This window comes from Streptosporangium amethystogenes (genome assembly GCF_000721075.1).
In the GTDB taxonomy this organism is placed as follows: domain Bacteria; phylum Actinomycetota; class Actinomycetes; order Streptosporangiales; family Streptosporangiaceae; genus Streptosporangium; species Streptosporangium amethystogenes.
The window spans coordinates 71,286-93,282 of sequence record NZ_JOEQ01000031.1; the positions used below are offsets into that span (position 1 = coordinate 71,286).

General features: G+C 71.4%; 8 protein-coding genes. 5 read left to right on the top strand and 3 right to left on the bottom strand.

Features of this window, described 5'->3' with window-relative positions; all coding sequences use genetic code 11:
- Positions 1 to 39: 39 nt before the first annotated feature.
- From IG98_RS0133775 to IG98_RS0133785, 3 genes are read right to left on the bottom strand one after another with little or no spacing between them, the layout of a single operon-like run.
- Positions 40 to 231: an MbtH family protein gene (locus tag IG98_RS0133775; RefSeq protein WP_030921712.1), complete on the bottom strand. Its 192-nt coding sequence runs from the start codon at positions 229 to 231 to the stop codon at positions 40 to 42.
- The gene (locus IG98_RS54430) at positions 228 to 11,855 is read right to left on the bottom strand and encodes a hybrid non-ribosomal peptide synthetase/type I polyketide synthase (RefSeq protein ID WP_084195840.1); all 11,628 of its coding nucleotides are present in this window, start codon (positions 11,853 to 11,855) and stop codon (positions 228 to 230) included. The genes IG98_RS0133775 and IG98_RS54430 overlap by 4 nt, the downstream gene beginning before the upstream one ends.
- The gene (locus IG98_RS0133785; protein ID WP_169750229.1) at positions 11,852 to 15,331 is read right to left on the bottom strand and encodes a non-ribosomal peptide synthetase; all 3,480 of its coding nucleotides are present in this window, start codon (positions 15,329 to 15,331) and stop codon (positions 11,852 to 11,854) included. Before IG98_RS0133785 ends, IG98_RS54430 begins: the two co-directional genes overlap by 4 nt.
- Before the next feature lie 312 nt (positions 15,332 to 15,643).
- On the opposite strand from IG98_RS0133785, the gene IG98_RS0133790 reads away from it, so the two are divergent.
- From IG98_RS0133790 to IG98_RS0133810, 5 genes are all read left to right on the top strand, one after another.
- Positions 15,644 to 16,474: an undecaprenyl-diphosphate phosphatase gene (locus tag IG98_RS0133790; protein ID WP_245651832.1), complete on the top strand. Its 831-nt coding sequence runs from the start codon at positions 15,644 to 15,646 to the stop codon at positions 16,472 to 16,474.
- A gap of 185 nt (positions 16,475 to 16,659) precedes the next feature.
- Positions 16,660 to 19,227: an ATP-dependent helicase HrpB gene (gene hrpB / locus IG98_RS0133795; RefSeq protein ID WP_030921723.1), complete on the top strand. Its 2,568-nt coding sequence runs from the start codon at positions 16,660 to 16,662 to the stop codon at positions 19,225 to 19,227.
- 207 nt (positions 19,228 to 19,434) lie between these two features.
- Complete coding sequence (locus IG98_RS0133800; protein ID WP_030921725.1) at positions 19,435 to 20,286, top strand: SPFH domain-containing protein; 852 nt, start codon at positions 19,435 to 19,437, stop codon at positions 20,284 to 20,286.
- Positions 20,279 to 20,476, top strand: coding sequence for a type II toxin-antitoxin system antitoxin (locus IG98_RS0133805; protein ID WP_030921727.1), 198 nt, complete (start codon positions 20,279 to 20,281; stop codon positions 20,474 to 20,476). The genes IG98_RS0133800 and IG98_RS0133805 overlap by 8 nt, the downstream gene beginning before the upstream one ends.
- Before the next feature lie 47 nt (positions 20,477 to 20,523).
- The gene (locus tag IG98_RS0133810) at positions 20,524 to 21,930 is read left to right on the top strand and encodes an amidase (RefSeq protein WP_030921729.1); all 1,407 of its coding nucleotides are present in this window, start codon (positions 20,524 to 20,526) and stop codon (positions 21,928 to 21,930) included.
- Positions 21,931 to 21,997: the final 67 nt, after the last annotated feature.

Sequence of the window (21,997 nt, forward strand, 5' to 3'; positions counted from 1 at the left end):
TTCACCTGCCGCGGGGACGTGCCCGCGCGCGATGAGTGCTCATCCGCCGAGTTCGCCGCGCAGGCTCAGCGGGCGCATGTCGGTCCACTCGGTCTGGATGTAGGCCAGGCAGTCCTCCTTGGAACCGGTCTTCCCCACCTCGCGCCAGCCGTTGGGGATCGCCCGGCCGGCGGCCCAGACGGAGTACTGCTCCTCGTGGTTCACCACGACGGTGTAGAGGTCGGCGGTCATCGGGTGGCCCCTTCTTTCATGACGAGCTGGCGGTCGGCCAGCTCCTGGAGTACGTCCTTGTCGGTGATGATCTTCGCGTCGGGGATGACGTCCGGCAGGTCGTCTTCGAGAAGGCGAACCGGCCGGTAGCGATAGGCGGCGAGACCGAGCAGCATCGTGCAGACACCGGCAGTGATCATGAGAAGTGCGATGCCTCGCCCCGGACTGGTCGCGAGCGGCTCGAAGACGTGCTCCGCGAGCGGCCCGGACAGCAGGAATCCGGCGGGCACCATCATCCAGCTGAGCATGAGAGTGGTCGCGATCACTCGGCCCTGAAGTTCGAGTCCGACCTTGGCCTGGACGATGGAGAGCCAGTGCGTGTTGACCCCGGCGGTGGCCAGGCCTATGCCGAACAGGCCGAGAGCCGGGAAGACCGGGTGCGGCCAGAGCCCCATGACGACCATCGACAGACCGATCAGGCCGAAGCTGCCGAGGATGCCCGTGGTGCGACGGCGCAGACCGCCTGTCACGGCCATGAGAGCGCTGCCCACCAGCAGCCCGACACCGCTCGCGGCGAGAACCATGCCGAGCACGGAGGTGTCACCCAGCGACAGCGCGAGGGGGGTCGCCAGCAACTCGACCATTCCCATCATGAAGTTCAGCACGACGGTGAAGCCGATGATGGCCATCAGGCCGTGCCGCCGCGAGATGTAACGCCAGCCGCCGATGAGCTCCTTGCCGAACGGCTCCTCCTTCCTGACGAAGAGCGTGTCGGGGAACCGGATGCTGAGATTGATCGTGACCGCGACCAGGAACGAGACCAGGTCGATGAGAATGATGCCCTGCAACCCGATGGCGGCGGCGAGCGCGCCCCCCAGCAGGGGAGCCAGGGTCGTGCTGACAGCGCTGCCGAGCTGGGTGATGCCGTTCGCCCTCCCGTAGTACCGCTTGGGCACGAGCTGGGTGACGGCGGCCAGATAGGCCGGTTGCTGGAACGCGTTGGCGCAGGAGCCGATGGCGACGGCGACGAAGATGTGCCAGAGCTCAAGGTGGCCGAACAGGTAGAGGGCACCGAGGCCGAGGGTCCCCACAGCGGCGAAGGTGTCGGCGAAGATCATGATCTTTCGCCGGTCCCAGCGGTCCGCCAGCGTTCCGGCGACCGGTGCCAGCACGACGGCGGGCAGCAGGGCCAGGACCGTGGTGAGGGCGAACAGTGAGATCGACCCGGACCGCTGGTAGACCCACAGGCCCATGGCGAACGTGGTCAGACCTGTGCCGATGACCGAGACGATCTGCCCTGCCGCGACGAGGGAGAACGTCCGCAGGCTCGGCTGTGAGGTCCGCGCCGGCGGTGTTCCGGCCCGCTCCTCCCGGGCCCGGCCGTTCTCCATGTGATCATTCCGGGCCTGTTCGTTCCCGCTCCGGCCGTCGGGCCGCCCATGATAGGAGGTGATGATGTCCATGAGCTCGGCTGCCTGGTGTTTCTGGAAGTAGTGGCCCGCCCCCTCGATGAGCTCCAGGGACACCGAGTCCGAGAACTCCTCCCACTCCCTGAACCGTTCCTGGTACAGCTCGGTGGCCCGGTCGGCGGTTCCGATCACGGAGACGATCGGCGCCGCGAGCTTGCGGGCCCCGCCGTCTCGGTACCGGGCGGTGTAGTAGTCCTCACCGTTCTCGACGTCCCTGAAGAACACCCGCATCAGGAACGCCTGCTCCTCATCGGTGAGGGCGTCGGTGAAGAATCCCATGGCGCGCAGGAAGTCCAGCTGGGCGCGCTTGGAGGTACGGCGCTCTATCGGGAACATCCTGTGGAGCAGGTCGGCCAGCCTTCCCGGCAGGCGTGGCGCCGGGAAATGGCCGCCGATGAAGAGCCGGGCGAAGTCGATCCCCTCGGACTCCAGCCGCTCGGCCAGCGCGACGGTCATCGCGCCCCCCATGCAGTGCCCGTAGAGCACGAGCGGGCCGGTGATCCGCTCCTTGATCTCCTCGACGCAGCGGCTCAGAAGCTCGTCCATCGGGAGCATCGGTTCGTCCGGCCGGTTGACATCGTGGCCTGGAGGCTCCAGCGCGTACAGGGAGACCCCGGACGGGGCGGCGGCGGCGAGCGACCGGTAGATGATGGCACCCGCGCCGGCGAACGGCAGGCAGACGATCGTCAAGGGGGAGTCCCCCTTGGCACGGGGTGGCGTCAGCTCGTGGAAGAGCCTCGTGCTCCGCTCTCCGCTCTCCGGTGTGCTCCGTTCTCCGGCGTGCTCGGCGAACGAGCGGACGGTCGGGTTGTTGAAAAGGTCCAGCACACCGGCGGAGAGGTCGTTCCCCCTGACGGCACGCACGGCTTTGAACGAGTCGCCGCCCAGGTCGAAGAAGTTGTCGTCGATCCCGAGACGTTCCACGCCCAGTACCTGCGCCCACTGCGTGACCAGAGCCGTCTCCAGCGGGGTCCTCGGCGCGACGTAACCACTGTCGTCGAAGGAGCGGTTACGGTCGGGAGCGGGCAGGGCCTGCCGGTTCACCTTGCCGTTCGGAGTGAGCGGAAAGTCCTCCATCGTCACGAATGCCGTGGGCACCATGTAGTCGGGCAGGTTCCTGCGCAGGTAAGTCCGCCATTCACCGGCATCGACCGGGTCCTGGCCGGGGTGCGGCCGCAGATAGGCGACGATCTCCTTGGCGCCGTCCTCCTCGCGGACGACCACCACCGCGTCGCGCACCGTGGGGTGCGCCAGCAGTTGGGTTTCGATCTCGCCCAGTTCGATCCGGAAGCCGCGCACCTTCACCTGCGCGTCATTGCGCCCGACGAACTCGACGGTGCCGTCCGGCCGGAACCGGCCGAGGTCCCCGCTGCGGTAGAGCCGCGCCCCCGGAACGGGCCCGTAGGGATCGGGCACGAACCGGTCGGCGGTGACGTCGGGCTGTCCGAGATAGCCCCGGGTGACTCCCAGGCCGCCGATGTGAATCTCGCCGACGGCGCCGACAGGAAGGAGCCGCATCGCGGGGTCGAGCACGTAGACCTGGGTGTTCGCGATCGGGGGGCCGATCGTGATGGGGCCGCCGTCCTTGTGGACCCGCGCTCCGGTCGAGTAGATCGTCGTTTCCGTCGGGCCGTACATGTTCCACAGCTCGCCGGTCCGGTCGAGCAGGTCGGCGGCCAGCGCGGCGGGCAGCGCGTCCCCTCCGGTCACGGCCTTGAGCCCGGGTATCCCCTGCCACCCCGACGACACCAGCAGGTGCCAGGTGGCGGGCGTGACCTGCAGGAACGTCGCGTTCTCCGCGGCCATCAGGGCGGCCAGCCTCGTCGCGTCATACGCCTGGTCGCGGGTCGCGATCACCACCCGGGCTCCGACGGAGAGCGGAAGGAACATGTCCAGGACCGAGATGTCGAAGGCGAAGCTCGCCACGGCCACGAGCGTGTCCGACGGTTTCATCCCCGGCGCGCGCCCCACGGAGTGCAGGAGGTTGACGGCCGCCGAGTGCGGGACGGCCACGCCCTTGGGGCGGCCGGTCGATCCCGAGGTGTAGATGATGTAGGCGAGGCTTGAGGCGGGAGCCGGCACCTCGGGTCTGTCGGCGCTCTCCTGCTCGATGTCGGCGTCCAGCAGGACCGTCTGCCCGCCGTACCCGCCGTAGTCACCCAGGAGTCCCTCCTGGGTGATCAGGACCGCGGCCCCGGAGTTCTCCAGGATGTACGTCCGGCGGTCGCGCGGGTACATCGGGTCGAGCGGTACGTACGCCCCACCGGCCTTGAGCACCGCCAGCAGTGCCACCATCATCGTCTGCGAGCGTTCGACGGCCACCCCCACCAGCACGTCGGGGCCGACGCCGAGCGAGCGGAGACGGTGCGCCAGCCGGTTCGCCCGCCGGTCGAGCTGGCGGTAGGTCAGCGAGAGCCCGTCGAAGGTGATCGCGATCGCCTCGGGGGTGCGGTCGGCCTGCCGCTCGACCAGTTCGTGGATACGGCAGGCGGGTACCTGGTCATCCGCCGAGACGTTCCACTCGACGAGCTGTTCACGGCGCTCGGCGGGGGTCAGGAACTCGACGTCGGCGAGCCGGATCGAGGGATCCGCGGCGAACGCCTCCAGCAGGGTCTCGAAGTGGCCGAGCATGCGCTCGACGGTGCGCTCCTCGAAGAGGTCCGTGTTGTACTTCAGATGGCAGTCGAGCCCGCCCTCCACCTCGTAGACGTAGAGCCCCAGGTCGACCTGGGAGGCATCCGCGTTGACATCCGGCCTGCGGACCCGCAGCCCATCCATCAGCACCTCGTCCGAGGGCAGGTTCATCAGGTTGAACATGACCTGGAAGAGAGGGTTCCTGCTGGGGTCCCTGGGCAGGTTGAGGGCGTCGACGAGCCGCTCGAACGGGACGTCCTGGCACGCGTACGCGTTCAGGGCCGTCTCGCGGACCTGGGGAAGGAGTTCACCGAACGACATCTGGCCGTCGAGCCGGGTACGCAGTACGAGTGTGTTCAGGAAACACCCGATCAGTTCCTCATGCTCGGCTCGGGTGCGCCCGGCCACCGGCGAGCCGACACAGATGTCGGACTGCCCGGTGTAGCGGTACAGGAGCGTCTGCAGCGCGCCGAGCAGCGTCATGTAGAGGGTCAGCCCGTGCTCCCTGCTGAGCCCGCGCAGCCGGTCCGTCAGGTCCAGGGGAAGCAGCCGGGTGGAGACCGCGCCGTCGAAGGTCTGCATTGGCGGCCGTGGTTTGTCCGTCGGCAGTTCCAGGGCCGGCGGCGCGCCCGCCAGCTGCCGCGTCCAGTAGGCCAGCTCGGGTTCCAGGACCTCTTCCACCCGTTCGCGCTGCCACCGCGTGTAGTCGCCGTAGCTCAGGGACAGGTCGCCCAGCGGCGATTCGCGGTTCGCGGCGAACGCGTTGTAGAGGACCCCCAGCTCCCTGGCCATGATCCCCATCGACCACCCGTCGGAGACGATGTGGTGCATGTTCAGGGACAGGACGTGGTGCGTCGGCCCCACCCGCAGCAGGGTGGGCAGGAACACGGGCCCCTCCGCCAGGTCGAACCGGGTCCGCGCCAGCTCGGACGCGACCCGTTCGGCGGCCGTCATATCGGGAACCTCGATCACCGGCAGCTCGACCGGGCCGGGCGCGGCGACCAGCTGGACCGGTTCCCCGCCGGACACCGGGAAGGTCGTACGAAGCACCTCGTGCCGGTGGACGATCTCCTGTACGGCGGCCTGCAGGGCGCGCTCGTCCAGCTCGCCCTCCAGCTCCAGCGGCACGGCGATCGTGTAGGCGCGCTGGTCGGGGTACATCTGGTCCAGGAACCAGATGCGCCGCTGCGCGAAGGAGAGCGGCAGGGGGCCGTCGTCCGCTTTCCCCGGCGGTTCCTCCGTGACCTCGCCCGGAGGTTCCTTGGTGACGGACTCGGGATGCTCCCCGTCGTCCGGTTTCTCCGGCGGTTCCTTGGTGACGGACTCGGGACGCTCCTCGGTGACGGTCCCTGACTCCGGCAGCGACGCGGCCAGACGAGCCACGGTGGGGTGCTTGAACACAGCCTCGATCGGGATCTCCACCCCGAGGACCGAGCGGAGTCTGGCCACGAGCTGGGTGGCCAGCAGCGAGTGACCGCCCAGTTCGAAGAAGTCGTCGTGGTCCCCGATGGGGGTGATGCCGAAGAGTTCCTCCCACACCGCGGCGACGCGTGCCCGCGTCGCGTCGCCGGCCGCAACCTCCGGTGAGGAAAGCGGAGAAAGGTCACCGGCGGGCTCCTCCGCCGGCTGGGCGGGCATGCCCCGCCCCTGGACCCAGTGCCTCCTCCGCTCGAACGGGTAGGTGGGCAGGGGCACTCGCGGCCCGCCCTCTGGAAGGCGGGCCCAGTCGACCGGCACGCCGGCGAGCCAGAGCCGGCCCACCCCGTCCAGCACGTGGGCGAGGTCGTCCGTGTCGTCGGCCAGGTGCCGCATCAGCGTGACGACGGCGTTCGCCGGGGTCTCCGGCCCGCCCTCCTCCCGCCGGTCCGGCCGGCCGGCGTCCCGGTTCCGCAGGAACGTGGCGAGTGTACGGCCGGGTCCCACCTCGGCGACGGCGTGGCCCTCCTCCAGGAGGATCCGGGCGCAGTCGCCGAACCGCACGGTCTCCCGCAGGTGCCGTGCCCAGAAGGCCGGGTCGGTCGCCTCCTCGGCGGTGACCCACGATCCGGTGACGTTCGACAGGTAGGGGAGCCTGGGTGGCTGGAGGGACACCCGGCCCACCTCGGCGGCGAAGGCGTCCAGCACGGGGTCCAGCATCGAGGAGTGGAACGCGTGGGAGGTCCGCAGCTGCCGGCAGGTGACGCCGCGCCGCGACAGCCGCTCCTCGACCGCGGCGACGGCCGCGTGCGGGCCCGCCACCACGCAGAGCGCGGGCCCGTTGACCGCGGCCAGCGACAACTCCTCGTCCAGCAGCCAGCGCACCTCCGTCTCGGGCAGGGGCACGGCGAGCATGGCCCCCGAGGGCAGGTCCTGGACCAGGCGGCCTCTGGCGCTAACCAGTCTCAGTGCGTCCTCGACGGAGAAGACCCCGGCCAGGCAGGCGGCGACGTACTCGCCGATGCTGTGGCCCGCCATGGCCGCGGGCCGCACTCCCCACTCCATCAGGTGGCGGGCGAGGGCGTACTCGGTGACGAACAGGGCGGGCTGAGTCAGCCAGGTCTGCTGCAGCGTCGAGCCGTCGCCGGCGTAGAGGACGTCGCGCAGGTCCAGGCCGAGGTGCGGACGCAGGAACTCCGAACAGAGGTCGACGGTCGCGCGGAACACGCCCTCCCGCCGATACAGGCCCGCGCCCATGGCCGGGTACTGTGACCCCTGCCCCGGGAAGACGAACGCCACGCCACGCGTCCGCCGGGCCGTTCCCGAGCGGAGCCGCTGCGGGTCCTTCGCGGTCAGGATCTCGACGGCGGCCTTACGGTCGGCGGAGACGAGCGTCCGCCGGTGGTCCAGCTCGCGCCGTCCCAGCCGCAGCGTCGTGGCCGCGCTCGCGAGGCTCACCTCGGGGTGGTCGCGCAGGTGGTCGCCGAGCCGCTCGGTCACGGCGTCGAGCGCGGAGGGCGTCCTGGCGGACAGGACGAGAAGCTCCGGGTCGTCGGCGGTGTCCCTGGGCGGGATCCGCGGCGCCTCCTCAAGGATGACGTGGGCGTTCGTGCCACCCATGCCGAACGAGCTGACCGCAGCCCGGCGAGGGCCGTCACCGGTGGGCCAGGCACGCGATTCGGTGTTGACGTAGAAGCGCGTGCCGTCGAAGTCGATCCTGGGGTTGGGCGCGCTGAAGTTGAGGCTCGCGGGCAGTGTGCCGTCCTTGAGCGCCATGACCGTCTTGATCAGTCCCGCGACGCCGGCGGCCGCGTCGGTGTGGCCGATGTTGGACTTCACCGAGCCGAGGGCGCAGGGCCGCGAGGTCTCCTCGCGCCCGTAGACCTGGGCCAGGGCGGCGACCTCGATCGGGTCGCCGAGCGGCGTCGCCGTGCCGTGCGTCTCGATGTAGTCGATCGTGCCCGGGGAGACGCCGGCCGCGGCCAGCGCCCGCTCGATCACCTCCGCCTGCCCGTCGACGGCGGGGGCGACGTAGCCCACCTTGCGCGCGCCGTCGTTGTTCACCGCGGAGCCGCGGATGACCGCGTGGATGACGTCGCCGTCGGCGATCGCGTCCTCAAGCCGCTTGAGCGCCACCACTCCGACGCCGCTGGAGCCGAACGTGCCCTGCGCGTCCACGTCGAACGGACGGCAGTGGCCGTCCGGGGACTCGATGCCGCCCACCTGGTAGAGGTAACCGCGGCGCTGCGCCGCCTCGACCCTCGCCCCGCCGGCCAGCGCGAGGTCGCACTCGCCCGACCGCAGGCTCGCTCCCGCGAGGTGGATCGCCACCAGCGAGGTCGAGCAGGCCGTGTTCACACTGATGCTCGGACCGCGCAGGTTGAACTTGTAGGAGACACGGGTGGGCAGGAAGTCCTTCTCGGTGCTGAGCATCAGCTGGTACTCACCGACCGCGCGGACGACCTCGGGGGCTTGGAGGAGGTTGTCGGTCAGGTAGGTGCTCCTGCCCGAGCCGGCGAACACCCCGATCTGCCCGGAATACCGGTGCGGGTCGTACCCCGCGTACTCCAGCGCCTCCCAGGAGCATTCCAGGAACAGGCGGTGCTGCGGGTCGAGGATCTCCGCCTCGCGGGGGGTGAGGTCGAAGAACCCCGCGTCGAACCGGTCGATGTCGGCGAGTACGGTGCCGGCCTTGACGTAGGCGGGGTCGCCGAGCAGGGCGGGATCGCCTCCGTCGGAGAGGATCTCCTCGTCGGAGAAGGATTGGACGGCCTCCACCCCGTCGTCGATGTTCCTCCAGAACTCCTCCGGTGTACGGGCGCCGGGGAAACGGCAGGCCATCCCGATGACGGCGATGGCGCCGCCGGAGGGTACGGCGGCCTTTACGGCCACGGTGGCCCTGGCGGGGTCCCCCGCGACGAGGAAGTCGGCCAGCGAGCGGATCGTGGGGTGGCGGAACAGGTCGGTGACGGTGAGCCGGTCGCCGAACAGCTCCACCAGCCTCCCGTGTACGGCCAGCAGCAGCAGTGAATGGCCGCCGGCCTCGAAGAAGTTGTCGTGCGCCCCGATGTCGTCCCGGCCGAGCAGCGTTCTCCACACGCCCGCGACGATCCCCTCCACGTCCCCCTCCATCTCGTTGTCGCGCGCGGGCTCGGGGACCGGCCCGGAGGACGGGGCGGGCAGCGCGGCCCTGTCGACCTTGCCGTTCGCCGTCAGCGGCAGCGCGTCCAGGACGACGAACGCGGAGGGGACCATGTAGTCGGGCAGTTCGGCTCTGAGCGCCTCGCGCAGCGCGCCGGCACCGCCCTGGTCACCGTCGCCGGACTCCACGACGTAGGCGACGAGGCGTCTGTCGCCGGGGGTGTCCTCCCTGAGCGTCACCGCCACCTCGGCGACGGCCGGCAGGCGCGTCATCACGGCCTCGATCTCGCCCAGCTCGACGCGGAACCCGCGCAGCTTCACCTGGGTGTCCTGTCGTCCGAGGTATTCCAGGTTGCCGTCGGCGCGGTAACGGACGATGTCTCCCGTCCGGTACATGCGCTCGCCGCCCGACGTCGAGAACGGGTCGGGCAGGAACCGCTCGGCGGTCAGCCCCGGGCGGTTCAGGTAGCCGCGGGCGACGCCCGCCCCGCCGACGTGGAGTTCACCGGCCACCCCGACGGGGACCGGGTTCAGCAGGGGGTCGAGGACGTACAGCCTGGTGTTGGCGATGGGACGGCCGATCGGGACCGCCCCGGTGACCGGCGACCGCTCGGAGACCTCGTAGGTGGCGCAGCCGACCGTGGTCTCCGTCGGACCGTACTCGTTGATCAGGCGGGTTTCCGGAGCGTGCCGGCGCCAGAACGCGATGTTCTCGGCGAGCAGGCTCTCCCCGCCGATCACGAAACTCCTGGTCCTCCCCGCGGCCTCGTGCGGCGGGAGCTGGTGCGCCACGACCTCCAGGTGAGCAGGGGTGATCTTCGTGAGGCCGTACGGCGCCCGCCTGGCCAGGAGCGCCTCGCCGAGCCCCTCGGCCCCCACGCCCTCGGGCAGCAGGTGTACCGTGCCACCGGCGAGCAGCGGCACCAACATGCTCGTGACGGTCAGGTCGAACCCGACGGAGGAGTGGACCGGCGCGCCGCCGACGGGAGCGTACTCGTCGCGGGCCCAGGCCGCGTAGTTGGCGAGACCGCGATGCGTGACCATCACGCCCTTGGGCCGTCCGGTCGAGCCGGAGGTGTAGATGACGTAGGCCAGGTCGTCGTGGCCGGTCCCGCTCTCCCGCAACGGGGGCGCCCCGGAGCCGTCGAGCGTCTCCACCTCGACCACCCGGGCCGGCGAGCCGGCGAACCGGTCGGCCAGCCGCCCCGAGGTCAGCAGCAGAGCCGCCTGTGTGTCGTCGAGCACGAAGGCCAGCCGGTCCTTAGGCTGTGCGGGGTCGAGCGGTACGTACGCCCCGCCCGCCTTGAGCACGGCGAGGAAGGCGACGGCGAACTCGACGGAGCGCTCCAGGCAGATCCCGACCAGGCTGCCGCGGCCGACCCCCAGCGCCTGGAGAGCCCGCGCCCACTCGTCGGAAGCGGCGTCGAGCTCCCGGTAGGTCAGCTCCCCGCCTTCGTCCACGACGGCCACGGCGTCCGGGACGGCCCGGGCGCGCAGGGTGAACATCCGGTGAACGAGGTTCTCACCGATCGGCTGGTCGGTCTGGTTCCACCCGACGAGAATCCGCTCGCGTTCCACGGGCGACAGGATCGGCAGCTCCCACACCGGCGTCGCCGCGTCGGCCACGGCGGCGGCCAGGAGTGTGCCGAAGTGACGGGTGAGAGCGCGGATCGAGGCCTCGTCGAACAGGTCGGTGCTGTACTCGACGGACCCCTCGATGCCGTCCTCGCCGTCCCGCACGGCGAGCGTCAGATCGAACTTCGACGTCTCGCAGGGCACCTGGACGGGGGTGACGGTCAGCTCGTCCAGGTCCGGCCGGGACTCGGCTCCCTGCTGGTAGATGAACATCATCTGGAAGAGCGGGCTGCGGCTGAGGTGACGTTCCGGGCGCAGCGCCTCGACCAGCTTCTCGAAGGGCAGGCCCTGGTTGGCGTGCGCGTCCAGCATCGCCTCGCGCACGCGCGCCACGACCGCCGCGAAGGAGGGGTTCCCCGAGACGTCCGTACGGATCACCACGGTGTTGGTGAGGAACCCGATGAGACCTTCCAGCTCCGCGCGGTCGCGGTTGGCGATCGGGGTGCCGACGACGATGTCGGTGTGCCCGGTGTAGCGGGCCAGCAGGACCTGGAAGGCGGCCAGCAGCACCATGGCCGGAGTGGCGCCCAGAGCGCGGCAGAAGACGTGGAAATCCTCCGCCGGCCCTTCGACGCGGAACGGCAGCGACCTGCCCTCGAACGACTGCGCCGGCGGGCGCGGCCGGTCGGGGAGGAGCTCCAGCACCTGGGGGGCGCCTTCGAGGGCCCGCCGCCAGTGGGAGAGCTGGGCGTCGTACTCGGGGCCCGCCGACCACTCCCGCTGCCAGATCGCGAAGTCCGGGTACTGGATGGCCGGTTCGGGCAGTTCCACCGGCCGACCGGCGTGATGAGCCGCGTACAGCTCGCCCAGCTCGCGGTTGAACACCTCAAGCGACCAGTCGTCGGCGACGGCGTGGTGGAAGGTCAGCAGCAGGACGTGCTCCTCGGGACCGCGCCGCAGCAGCCGCCCGCGCAGCAGGGGCCCGCGGCTCAGGTCCATCGGCTCCACGGCCAGTGCCGCCAGCCGCGACCACAGCTCGTCCTCGCCGTCGCAGTCGACGACGGGCAGGTCCAGGCGCAGGTCCGCCGCGATGAGCTGCACTGGCTCGGCACCGTCCATGGCGAAGGTCGTCCGCAGGCTCTCGTGCCGGGCGACCAGCTCGTTCAGCGCCTTGACCAGCGCCTCGTGGTCGAGCGGTCCCTGGAGCCGGTAGGCGACGGGCACCAGGTACAGGCTCGCGCCCGGCAGCATCCGATCCAGGTACCAGAGCCGTTGCTGGGAGAACGACATCGGCGCCCGCTCCGACGGCTCGCGTCGGGGGATGCCGTCGGCGCGGGCCGGTAGCCGCCGCTCCCTTCTCAGCGCCTCCAGCAGCTCGCGCCGGCGAGGCGACAACTGATCACCGTTCACCTGGTGTCCCCGATCTCTCGCAGAAGTACTTCCATGTCGTCGTCGGAGGAGGTGGCGACCACCAGGAACAGCTCGGCCGCCTCCTCCAGGCCTGGGCCGTGTTCGTCAAGCAGCGTCCTCGCCAGCGCGGCGACGGTGGGTCCCTCGAACAGGACCCTCAGCGGGACGTCGACGTCCAGCGCCTCCCGAAGGGCCGAGGCCGCGCGCGTGGCGAGGAGGGAGTGGCCGCCCAGGGTGAAGAAGTCGTCGTGGGACCCCACCTCCTCCGCCCCGAGGATCTCGCCCCAGCTCATGGCGATGACCTTCTCCAGTGCCGTCGCCGGGGCGACGAACACCTCGCTCCCCGGTACGGGCGCGGGGCGGGCGCCCTCGAACTCGACCGCTGTGTGCGGGCAGGCGTCGGCGGGCTTCGCACGGGGGCCGCGCAGCGGCTCGGTCCCCGTCGCCGGCGGCAGCTCGGAGATCCGGCGGAGCGGGTCCTCCGCGACCCCCCGCAGCACCTCCTCGTAGTGCGCGAGGAACAGCCCCATCGTCTCGGCGTCGAACAGGTCGGTGCTGTACTCGACGGTCAGCACGGGGCCGTCCGGCGGGAAGTCGACGGACGTCAGCAGGTCGAACTTGGCGCAGCCGTTGTCGATCTCCCCGTTCGTCGCGACGCGGATTCCGGCGGCGTGCGCGGCGGGCACCTCCTGCTGCATCACGAACAGGACCTGGAGGAGCGGGTTGTGGGCGGCTCCCCCGCCGATGCCGAGGCTCTCGACGATCCGCTCGAAGGGGACGTCGGCGTTGGCCGACGCGTCGAGAGTCGTCCGCCGCACCTCGCGGAGCAGGTCGGCGAACAGGGGGTCCCCCGGCAGGTCGACCCTGAGGGGAAGGGTGTTCGTGAAGAAGCCGACCAGCTGTTCCGCCGCCGGGTGGTCACGTCCCGCGACGGGCACTCCCACCACGATGTCCTCCTGGCCCGTGTAGCGGCGGAGCAGCACCTGGAAGGCGGCGAACATCACCATGAACAGGCTGGCCCGCGCCTGCACGCCCACCGACTCCAGGGTGGAGACGAGCTCAGTGGGCAACGGACGGCGAAGCTTCGCGCCGCGATGACTCCTGGCCGGGGAGCGAGGGCGGTCGTAGGGAAGTGCCAGGGATTCGGGCAGTCGTTCCAGGCGCCTGCCCCAGAACACCAGCTGCTCCTCGGCGACGCTCTGGAGCCGCTCCGCCGACCAGGCGGTGAGGGCGGCGTAGCGGGCGGTGAGCGTGGGCAGTGCCGGGGGACGCCCGGTGACGAACGCCTCGTACAGCTCGCCCAGCTCGGCGAGGAAAACGTTCGTCGACCAGCCGTCGAACGCGATGTGGTGCACGGTCAGCAGGAGCTCGTGCCGGTCGTCGGCGAGCCGCAGCAGCAGCCCCCGCAGCAGCGGGCCGGTACGGAGGTCGAAGGGGGCCCGGGCGTCGGCATCGACGAGTTCGGCGCGCCTCTCACCCGGGAGCCCGCGCAGGTCGGCGGTGACGAAGGGAACGGGCCGCCAGGCGGCCACGTGCTGGGCGGGCAGGCCCGCCCGCTCGTCGTAGCGGGTGCGCAGGGGTTCGTGCCGCCTGACGATCTCGTTCACCGCGCGTTCGAGCGCGGCGGCGTCCAGGTCGCCGTCGATCGTGTAGGAGATCGGCACGTTGTAGAGCGCGCTGTCGGGAACCAGGCGGTCGATGAACCACAGCCGCTGTTGTGCGGGTGAGAGCGGCGACCACTCGCTCACCGAGCCGAGGACGAGAGGCCGCGACACTTCCCTCACTCCGCCGTCGATCTCTCGGGCGACGGCCGCGACGGTGGGATGCTCGAAGAAGATCCTCGACTGAACCGGCCTGCGCAGGGCCTCCTCCAGTTGCACGGCCATCCGCATCGCGGCGAGCGAATGACCTCCCAATGCGAAGAAGTCGTCGTGGACGCCGACCCGCTCCAGGTTGAGGACGCGCCGCCACGCCTTGGCGACGGCCGCTTCGGTGGGTGTCCGAGGTGATGCCGAGTCGCGGACCGCGTCGGCGCCTCGGACCGAGGGCAGTGCACGGCGGTCGATCTTCCCGTTGAGGGTGAGTGGCATCTCCGTGAGCGGGATGAAGCGCGCGGGAACCATGTACTCGGGGAGCTTGGCACCGAGAAACGCCCGCAACTCCTCGACCGCCCCACCGGTCATGACGACATAGGCGACGAGCCGGTCCTGCTGGAGGAGCACCGCGGCGGACTGCACGTGGGGGTGTCGGCTGAGCACCGCCTCGATCTCGCCGAGCTCGATCCGGTAACCCCGGAGTTTCACCTGGTGGTCGGCGCGGCCGATGAAATCAAGCTGGCCATCGGGCCTGATCCTGGCGAAGTCACCCGTTTTGTAGAGCCGCGCGCCCGCCGATCCACTGAACGGGTCCGGGACGAAGGCCGCAGCCGTCAGCTCGGGACGCCCCAGATAACCCCTGGCCAGTCCGACTCCGCCGATGTAGACCTCGCCGGCCTCGCCGGACGGCACCGGTTCGAGATGCTCGTCGAGCAGGTGGATGTCCACGCCGCCGATGGCCTTGCCGATCGAGGGCGCGCCGGTGTTCTCGGCGTGGGCGGGTATCTCGGCGACGGTGGCGAGGACTGAGCATTCCGTGGGCCCGTAGCCGTTCACCAGACGGAAGGGAAGCCCCGGGGGCGGGTAGCGGGTGAGGCGGTCCCCGGCGGTGAACATGATCCGGAGCTTCGTCGCAGGCGGCCAGTCGAGATCGACGAGGGCTTCGACGACGGCCGTGGGAAAGAAGCACACGGTGATCTCCTGTGCCACGACCCAGTCGCGCAGGGAGGTCAGGGAACCCCGGGTGTCGGCGTCCGGTATCGCGATGCTCGCCCCCGCCGCCAGGTAGGTCCAGATCTCCCAGACGCTGACGTCGAAGGCAGGGCCGGCGATGATCGCGGTCCGGTCCTCCGCCGTGGTGCCGAACTCCTCGTGGTGCCATCGCACCAGGTTGACCAGCCCGCCGTGCGGTACCAGGACCCCTTTCGGGCGCCCGGTCGAGCCGGACGTGTAAATGACGTAGGCGAGCCCGCCGGGGTGTGCCCGAGCGGTCTCTCCGCCTTCGAGGTCATTGTCTTCGAGATCCTCCCCTTCGAGGTCCTCGACGAGGATCAGGGGAGGAGCGTCGCGGTGCGTCAGTCGCGCCGACCAGTTCGAGTCGGTCACCACGGCGACGACCCGGGCGTCGTCCAGCATGGTGTGGAGGCGCTCTGCCGGAGTCGCCGGATCGAGCGGCACGAAGGCGGAGCCCGTCTTCAACACGGCGATCTGGGCCGCGACGAGGACCACGGAGCGATCCGCGAGAACCCCGACGAGAGACTCCGTAGCCGCTCCGAGCCCGGCGATCCGCTTCGCCAGCCGACTCGACAGGGCGTCCAGCGCCCGGTAGGTGAGAACGCCGTCCGACGTGATCAGCGCGATCGCCTGGGGTGTGGCTCGCACGCGCTCCTGAAACAGATGCAGGACGGTCAGGGGGGACTGCGGTGCCATATGACGCCGTTTCGTTAGGCAAACTCCTTATGTCGGAGTATGTGAACCCCTCTTGTATCCAACTTGGCAACGGCTTAAGTGCCACTAGATTTTGGGGCTGCCCAAAATGTCCGGGGGGCCATTCCGATACTCCGCAGTCACCATGCCGGCCCCTCCGGCGGCGGGGCCGATGACACATCTCAGCCTGCGGACCGGGTCACAGCCGGCCCGCCCCTGCGCTAGCCTCGCGTACGCCACGCACGTGCTGGTATGGAAGGTGCTCAAGTGATCAGCTGGTTCGAAGCGGTGGTCCTCGGACTGATTCAGGGACTGACGGAGTTTCTACCGATCTCCTCCAGCGCCCACATCCGGGTCGTCTCGGCGTTCTTCGGCTGGCAGGACCCCGGAGCCGCGTTCACCGCGGTCATCCAGCTCGGCACCGAGGCCGCGGTGGTGATCTACTTCCGCAAGGAGATCTGGGAGATCATCTCCACCTGGACGCGCTCCCTGTGGACACCCGGCCTGCGTGGCCACCACTCCGCCCGGATGGGCTGGTACGTCATCGTGGGAACCATCCCGATCGTGGTGCTCGGCCTGCTCTTCAAGGACTCCATCGAGAGCGTCTTCCGCGACCTGCGCCTGATCGGCACAACCCTGATCGTCTTCGGTCTCGTCCTGTGGTTCGCCGACCGCACCGCCCGCAACAGGCTCACCCTGGAGCGGCACCTCAGCTTCACCCACGCCCTGGTCTACGGCTTCGCCCAGTCCCTCGCGCTGATCCCCGGCGTGTCACGCTCCGGCGGCACGATCAGCGCCGGGCTGCTGCTGGACTACCGCAGGGAGGAGGCCGCGAAGTACTCCTTCCTGCTGGCCATCCCGGCCGTGCTCGGCGCCGGCTTCCTGGAGCTGTCCAAGATCGGCGAAGGCCCGGCGCCCGCCTGGGGCCCGACGATCCTGGCCACCGTGATCTCCTTCGTGGTGGGCTACCTGGCGGTCTCGTGGTTCCTGAAGTACATCAGCACCCACCGCTTCACCGGCTTCGTGATCTACCGGATCGCCCTCGGCGTCCTCATCATCGCCCTGGTGAGCACCGGGGTCCTCGACCCGTCGGCCTAGGGTCCCGGCCTCTCCCGGCACCCGCTGCCGGCGGCGACCCGGAGCCCGGAGGGCGCCGCGCGGGCCCATGGCGTCGCCCGCCCCGTCGGCGCAGGCGAGCCCGGTCCGCCGTGGTACATGTGATCCCGAGCCCGCGAGGCCGGGGGCGCGTCTCGCGGCGAGGCGGGCTCGTGGACACTGGACGGATGCGTTCCGACTGGTCCGACCTGCCCGTCCGCCATGCCCTGCCCGAGTTGCTCGCGGCGCTGGGTGAGCGGGGCGTCGCCGTGCTCACCGCGCCCCCGGGCACCGGCAAGACCACGCTCGTCCCGCTCGCGCTGGCCGGGCTCCTCGACGGCCCGGCGCCGAAGCGGGTGATCGTGGCCGAGCCGAGACGGATGGCGGTACGGGCGGCGGCCAGGCGGATGGCATGGCTGCTGGAGTCGGAGGTGGGCGCGGAGATCGGGTTCTCCGTCCGCGGCGAGCGCAGGGCCGGTGCCAGGACGGTCGTCGAGGTCGTCACCACGGGGGTCCTCCTGCAGCGGCTCCAGCGCGACCCCGACCTCGAAGGCGTGGACACGGTCCTGCTGGACGAGTGCCACGAGCGCCACCTGGACGCCGACACCGCGCTGGCCTTCCTCCTCGACGTCCGCGCCACGCTCCGCCCCGACCTGCGGATCGTCGCCACCTCGGCCACCGCCGACGCCGCCCCCTGGGCCCGCCTCCTCGGCTCGGGCGACCCCGCGCCGATCGTGCACGCGTCCGGCATCGCATATCCCGTCACGCCCGTCTGGGTCCCGCCCTCGGGGAACGCCGCACCGCCCCACGGCATGCGGGTGGACCCGGCGTTCCTGGCCCATGTCGCAGCCGTCGTACGGCGCGCGCTGGCCGAGCACGAGGGGGACGTGCTCTGCTTCCTGCCGGGCGTCGGCGAGATCGGCCGGGTGGCCGCGATGCTTCCCGGCGTCGACGTCCTCCAGGTGCACGGCCAGGCCCCGGCCCGGGTTCAGGACGCGGTCCTCTCCCCGGGCGAGGGGCGCAGGGTGGTTCTCGCCACCTCGGTCGCCGAGTCGAGCCTGACCGTGCCCGGTGTACGGGTGGTGGTCGACTCCGGCCTGGCCAGGGAGCCCCGTACCGACCACGCCCGCGGTCTCGGCTCGCTCACCACGGTCCGCGCGTCCCGGGCCTCGGCCACCCAGCGGGCGGGGCGGGCGGGCCGCGAGGCACCGGGCGTGGTCTATCGCTGCTGGTCACGGGCCGAGCACGAGCGGCTGCCCGAGCACGCGCGGCCCGAGATCGCGCTCGCCGACCTGACCGGCTTCGCCCTCCAGGCCGCCTGCTGGGGCGACCCCGCCGCCACCGGCCTGGCCCTGCTCGACCCGCCCCCAGCCGCCGCGATGGACGCCGCCCGCCGTACCCTGCACGCGCTGGGCGCGCTGGACTCCCCTGACACGCAGCCTCTCGCCGTGGGCCGGGTGACCGAGCGGGGACGGCGGATGGCCGGGGCCGGGGTCCACCCGCGCCTGGCGCGGGCCCTGATCGATGCCGGAACCGACCCTCTGGCCGGCACCGGGGGTAACGCGAGGTCCCGGGTCGCCGAGGTCGTGGCGCTGCTGTCGGAGCAGTTGCCCAGGGACGCGGGTGACGACCTGGTGGCGGTCTGGCGCTCCGCGCGCCGGGGCGGGGACGGCTTCTCCGCCCGGTGGCGCCAGGAGGCCGGGCGCCTGGCTCGCGCCGTCCCCGGCCCCGACCGGCGTCAGGGGCGACCGCCGGCCGGCGACCTCACGCCCCGGGGCGGCAGGACCGCCTGGGACGACGACGCCCTGGCCGGGATCGTGGTGGCGCTGGCCTATCCCGAGCGGGTGGCGCGGCGCCGGGGCGGGTCGTACCTGATGGCCTCGGGAACGGCCGCCGAGTTGCCACGCGGGTCGCGGCTGGGGACGGCGGAGTGGCTGGCCATCGCGGTCGCGGACCGGCCCGCCGGGGCGGCGTCCGCCCGGATCAGGCAGGCGGTGGTGATCGACGAGGAGATCGCCAGGCTCGCCGCGGCTCCCCTGTACGACTCCGGCGAGGAGATCATCTGGCGCGTACCGCCGGGCGGGCGGCGTGGCGACGTGTCGGCTCGCCGGGTGGAGCGGCTGGGCGCGATCGAGCTGGCCGACAGCGCGCTCCGCAGCGCCGACGTACGACCCGCCGTCCTGGAGGGTCTGCGCGCCGAGGGCCTGTCGGTCCTGCGCTGGACACCCGAGGCCGTGGCCCTGCGCGAGCGCCTGGCCTTCTGCCGGCGCACGCTCGGCGACCCCTGGCCCGCGACGGACGACGACGCGCTGATCGAGGCGGCCGACCGCTGGCTGGAACCCGAGCTGTCGCGGGCCCGTCGCCGATCCGACCTGGAGCGCCTCGACGTGGTCTCCGCGCTGCACCGCCTGGTCCCGTGGCACGCCCGGCTGGCGGAGACTGCCCCGGAACGGGTCGAGGTGCCGAGCGGGTCAAGGATCAGGATCGACTACTCGGGCGAGCAGCCGGTACTGGCGGCCAAGCTGCAGGAGCTGTTCGGCTGGGCCGAGACCCCGCGTGTCGCGGGAGTCCCGCTGGTGATCCACCTGCTCTCCCCCGCGGGCCGTCCGGCCGCGGTCACCGCCGATCTGGCCTCGTTCTGGCGCGAGGGCTACCGCGCGGTCCGCGCCGAGCTCCGCGGCCGCTATCCCCGGCACCCCTGGCCGGACGACCCCATGTCGGCCACCGCCACCCGCCGCACCAACCCGCGACGCTGACACGGCGCCGACTCCGGGCGCTCACCTCCCCTGCCGATCCGGGAGCCACGCCCGGCACACGCCTCCTCACCTCCCGTACCGGCCGGGCGATCGTGCCCGGCGCTCCCGGCGACGGGGCCGGAAACCGCACCGCATCCGACGACCGGCGCGCGGCCGGCCTTCGTCAGCTATCGTAGTGATATCACTTCGATAGCAAAGGTGGCGCACATGGAACGACGTGCTTTCCGGATGAGCGGGTTCGGCGTCCTGGTCGGGCTCCTGGCGCTCGGGGCCGTCCTGGCCTGGGCCGGGTGGACGGCGGGGGAAACGGGGCTGATCGCCGCGGCGATCGGGTGGGGAATCGTCGCGATGGTCATGGCCACCGGGTTCACAGTGATCAACCCGAACGAGGCGAAGGTCGTGCAGTTCTTCGGCCGCTACATCGGAACGGTGAACCAGGCCGGGTTCCAGTGGGTGCTGCCGTTCACCAGCAAGGCGCGCGTCACCCTCCGGGTGCGCAACTTCGAGACGGCCAAGCTCAAGGTGAACGACGCCGACGGCAACCCCGTGGAGATCGCCGCCGTCGTCGTCTACAAGGTCGCCGACACCGCCAAGGCGACGTTCTCCGTGGACGACTACGAGCAGTACGTGGCGATCCAGTCCGAGGCCGCCGTCAGGCACCTGGCCACCAGCCACCCGTACGACGCCCACGAGGAGGGCCGCACCAGCCTGCGCGACGGCGTCGAGGTGGCCGCCGAACTCACCACCGAGCTGAGCGACCGCACCCAGCTCGCCGGGGTGGAGGTGCTGGAGGCGCGGATCACCCACCTCGCCTACGCTCCGGAGATCGCCCAGGCGATGCTGGTCCGGCAGCAGGCCGCCCAGGTGGTCGCGGCGCGCACCCACATCGTCGCCGGCGCGGTCGGCATGGTTCAGCTCGCGCTGACCAAACTGCGGGAGGATGAGGTGGTGGAACTCGACGAGGAGCGCAAGGCGCAGATGGTCTCCAACCTGCTGGTCGTCCTCTGCGGTGACAAGGCGACGCAGCCGGTGGTCAACGCCGGCAGCCTCTATGGCTGAGCGCAAGAAGATCCTGCTGAGGCTCGACCCGGCCGTCTACGAGGTGATCGCCAAATGGGCGGCCGACGACCTGCGAAGTGTCAACGCCCAACTGGAGTACGCACTCCGCCTGGCGCTCAGGGCGGCGGGTCGCGAGCCCCGGCGGGGCGAGCGGAATAACACCGATGAGCCGGACAAGTCATCTGATTGAGACGTGGGACGCTTCCCCTGGCGGACTCGCCGGACCAAACTCGGTTCATGTCGTGGGTGGGAAGTTCCGCAGTGGAGATCGCGGAGGCCGTGCGACGGGGGAAGGTCACCGCGCCCATGGTCGTCGAGGAGCACCTCGACGCCATCGCCGAGCGTGACGGGCGCGTCGGGGCGTTCCGCACGGTCCTCGCCGAACGGGCGCTGGCCGAGGCGCGAGCACTACAGAAGCGGGCGGACCTGTCCGGGCTGCCGCTCGCCGGGGTGCCGATCGCGATCAAGGACAATGTGCCGATCAGGGGCGAGGCGTCCCGCAACGGTTCCGCGGCGACGCCGGACACGCCCGCGGACGAGGACCATCCCGTGGTGGCCAGGCTCAGGGCCGCGGGTGCGGTGGTCGTCGGCGTCACCAACGTGCCGGAGCTCTGCCTGGCCGGATTCTCCGACAGCGTGTACGGCGTGACGCGCAACCCGTGGGACCTGGGGCGCACCCCCGGCGGGTCGTCAGGCGGAAGCGCGGCGGCCGTGGCGGCGGGCATGGTCCCGCTGGCCCACGGCAACGACGGGCTGGGCTCGCTGCGCATCCCGGCCGCCTGCTGCGGCCTGGTCTCGATCAAGCCGGGTCACGGGGTGGTCCCGCCGCCCGAGCACGACTGGTACGGGATGTCGGAGAACGGCCCGCTGGCCACCACCGTGGCCGATCTCGCCCTGGCCCTGGCCGTGATGGCGGATGACATGTCACTGGCGACGCCCGGCGAGAGCGAGGCACTCGGCGTGGACAGCGCCATCGACGACTACCCGGGCGGGCTGACCCTGTCGGAACCGCTGAGACTGCGGATCGCGGTCGCGCCAATGCCGCTGCCCTCCGGGCTCTCGGTGGACGCCGAGTTCCAGCGGGCGGTGACCGGGGCGGCGGAGGTCCTGGGCGCCGCGGGGCACACCGTGGTGGAGCACACCCGGCGAATGCCCTTCGAGGTCGGTGCGGCCGCCGTCGCCACCTGGTTCGCCTGCGCCAGGGGCGACGTGGACGGCCTCGACCCGCGCGGCCTCGAACGGCGTACCAGGTCCCTGGCGAGGGCCGGACGGCTGCTCGCCAGGTTCGGGGCGGACGGCACGGCGGGCCGTGAGCGCTGGCGCGCGTACGGCGCCGACCAGTGGTTCGGCAACGCCGACGTGCTCGTCACGCCGACGCTCGCCGCCCTGCCACCGGCCGCCGAGCGCTGGGGCCGGCGCGGACTCCTGGCGAACGTCCGCGTCAACCTGACGTACGCGCCCGCCACCGCGGCCTGGAACATGGCCGGCTGGCCCGCCATGACCGTCCCGTACGGCCGGCACTCCAGCGGCATGCCGATCGGCGTCCAGCTCGTCGCCGCCCCGGGAGGCGAGGCGCAGCTCCTGGCCCTGGCCGGCCAGCTGGAGACCGCCCGCCCCTGGACCCGCCACGCCCTGCCCGCCTGATCGTCTTTCTGTCCGGCCGCGGCCGTCCGGCCGCCGCTCACCGGCGCGGCGCCGGGGCCGCCCGCGC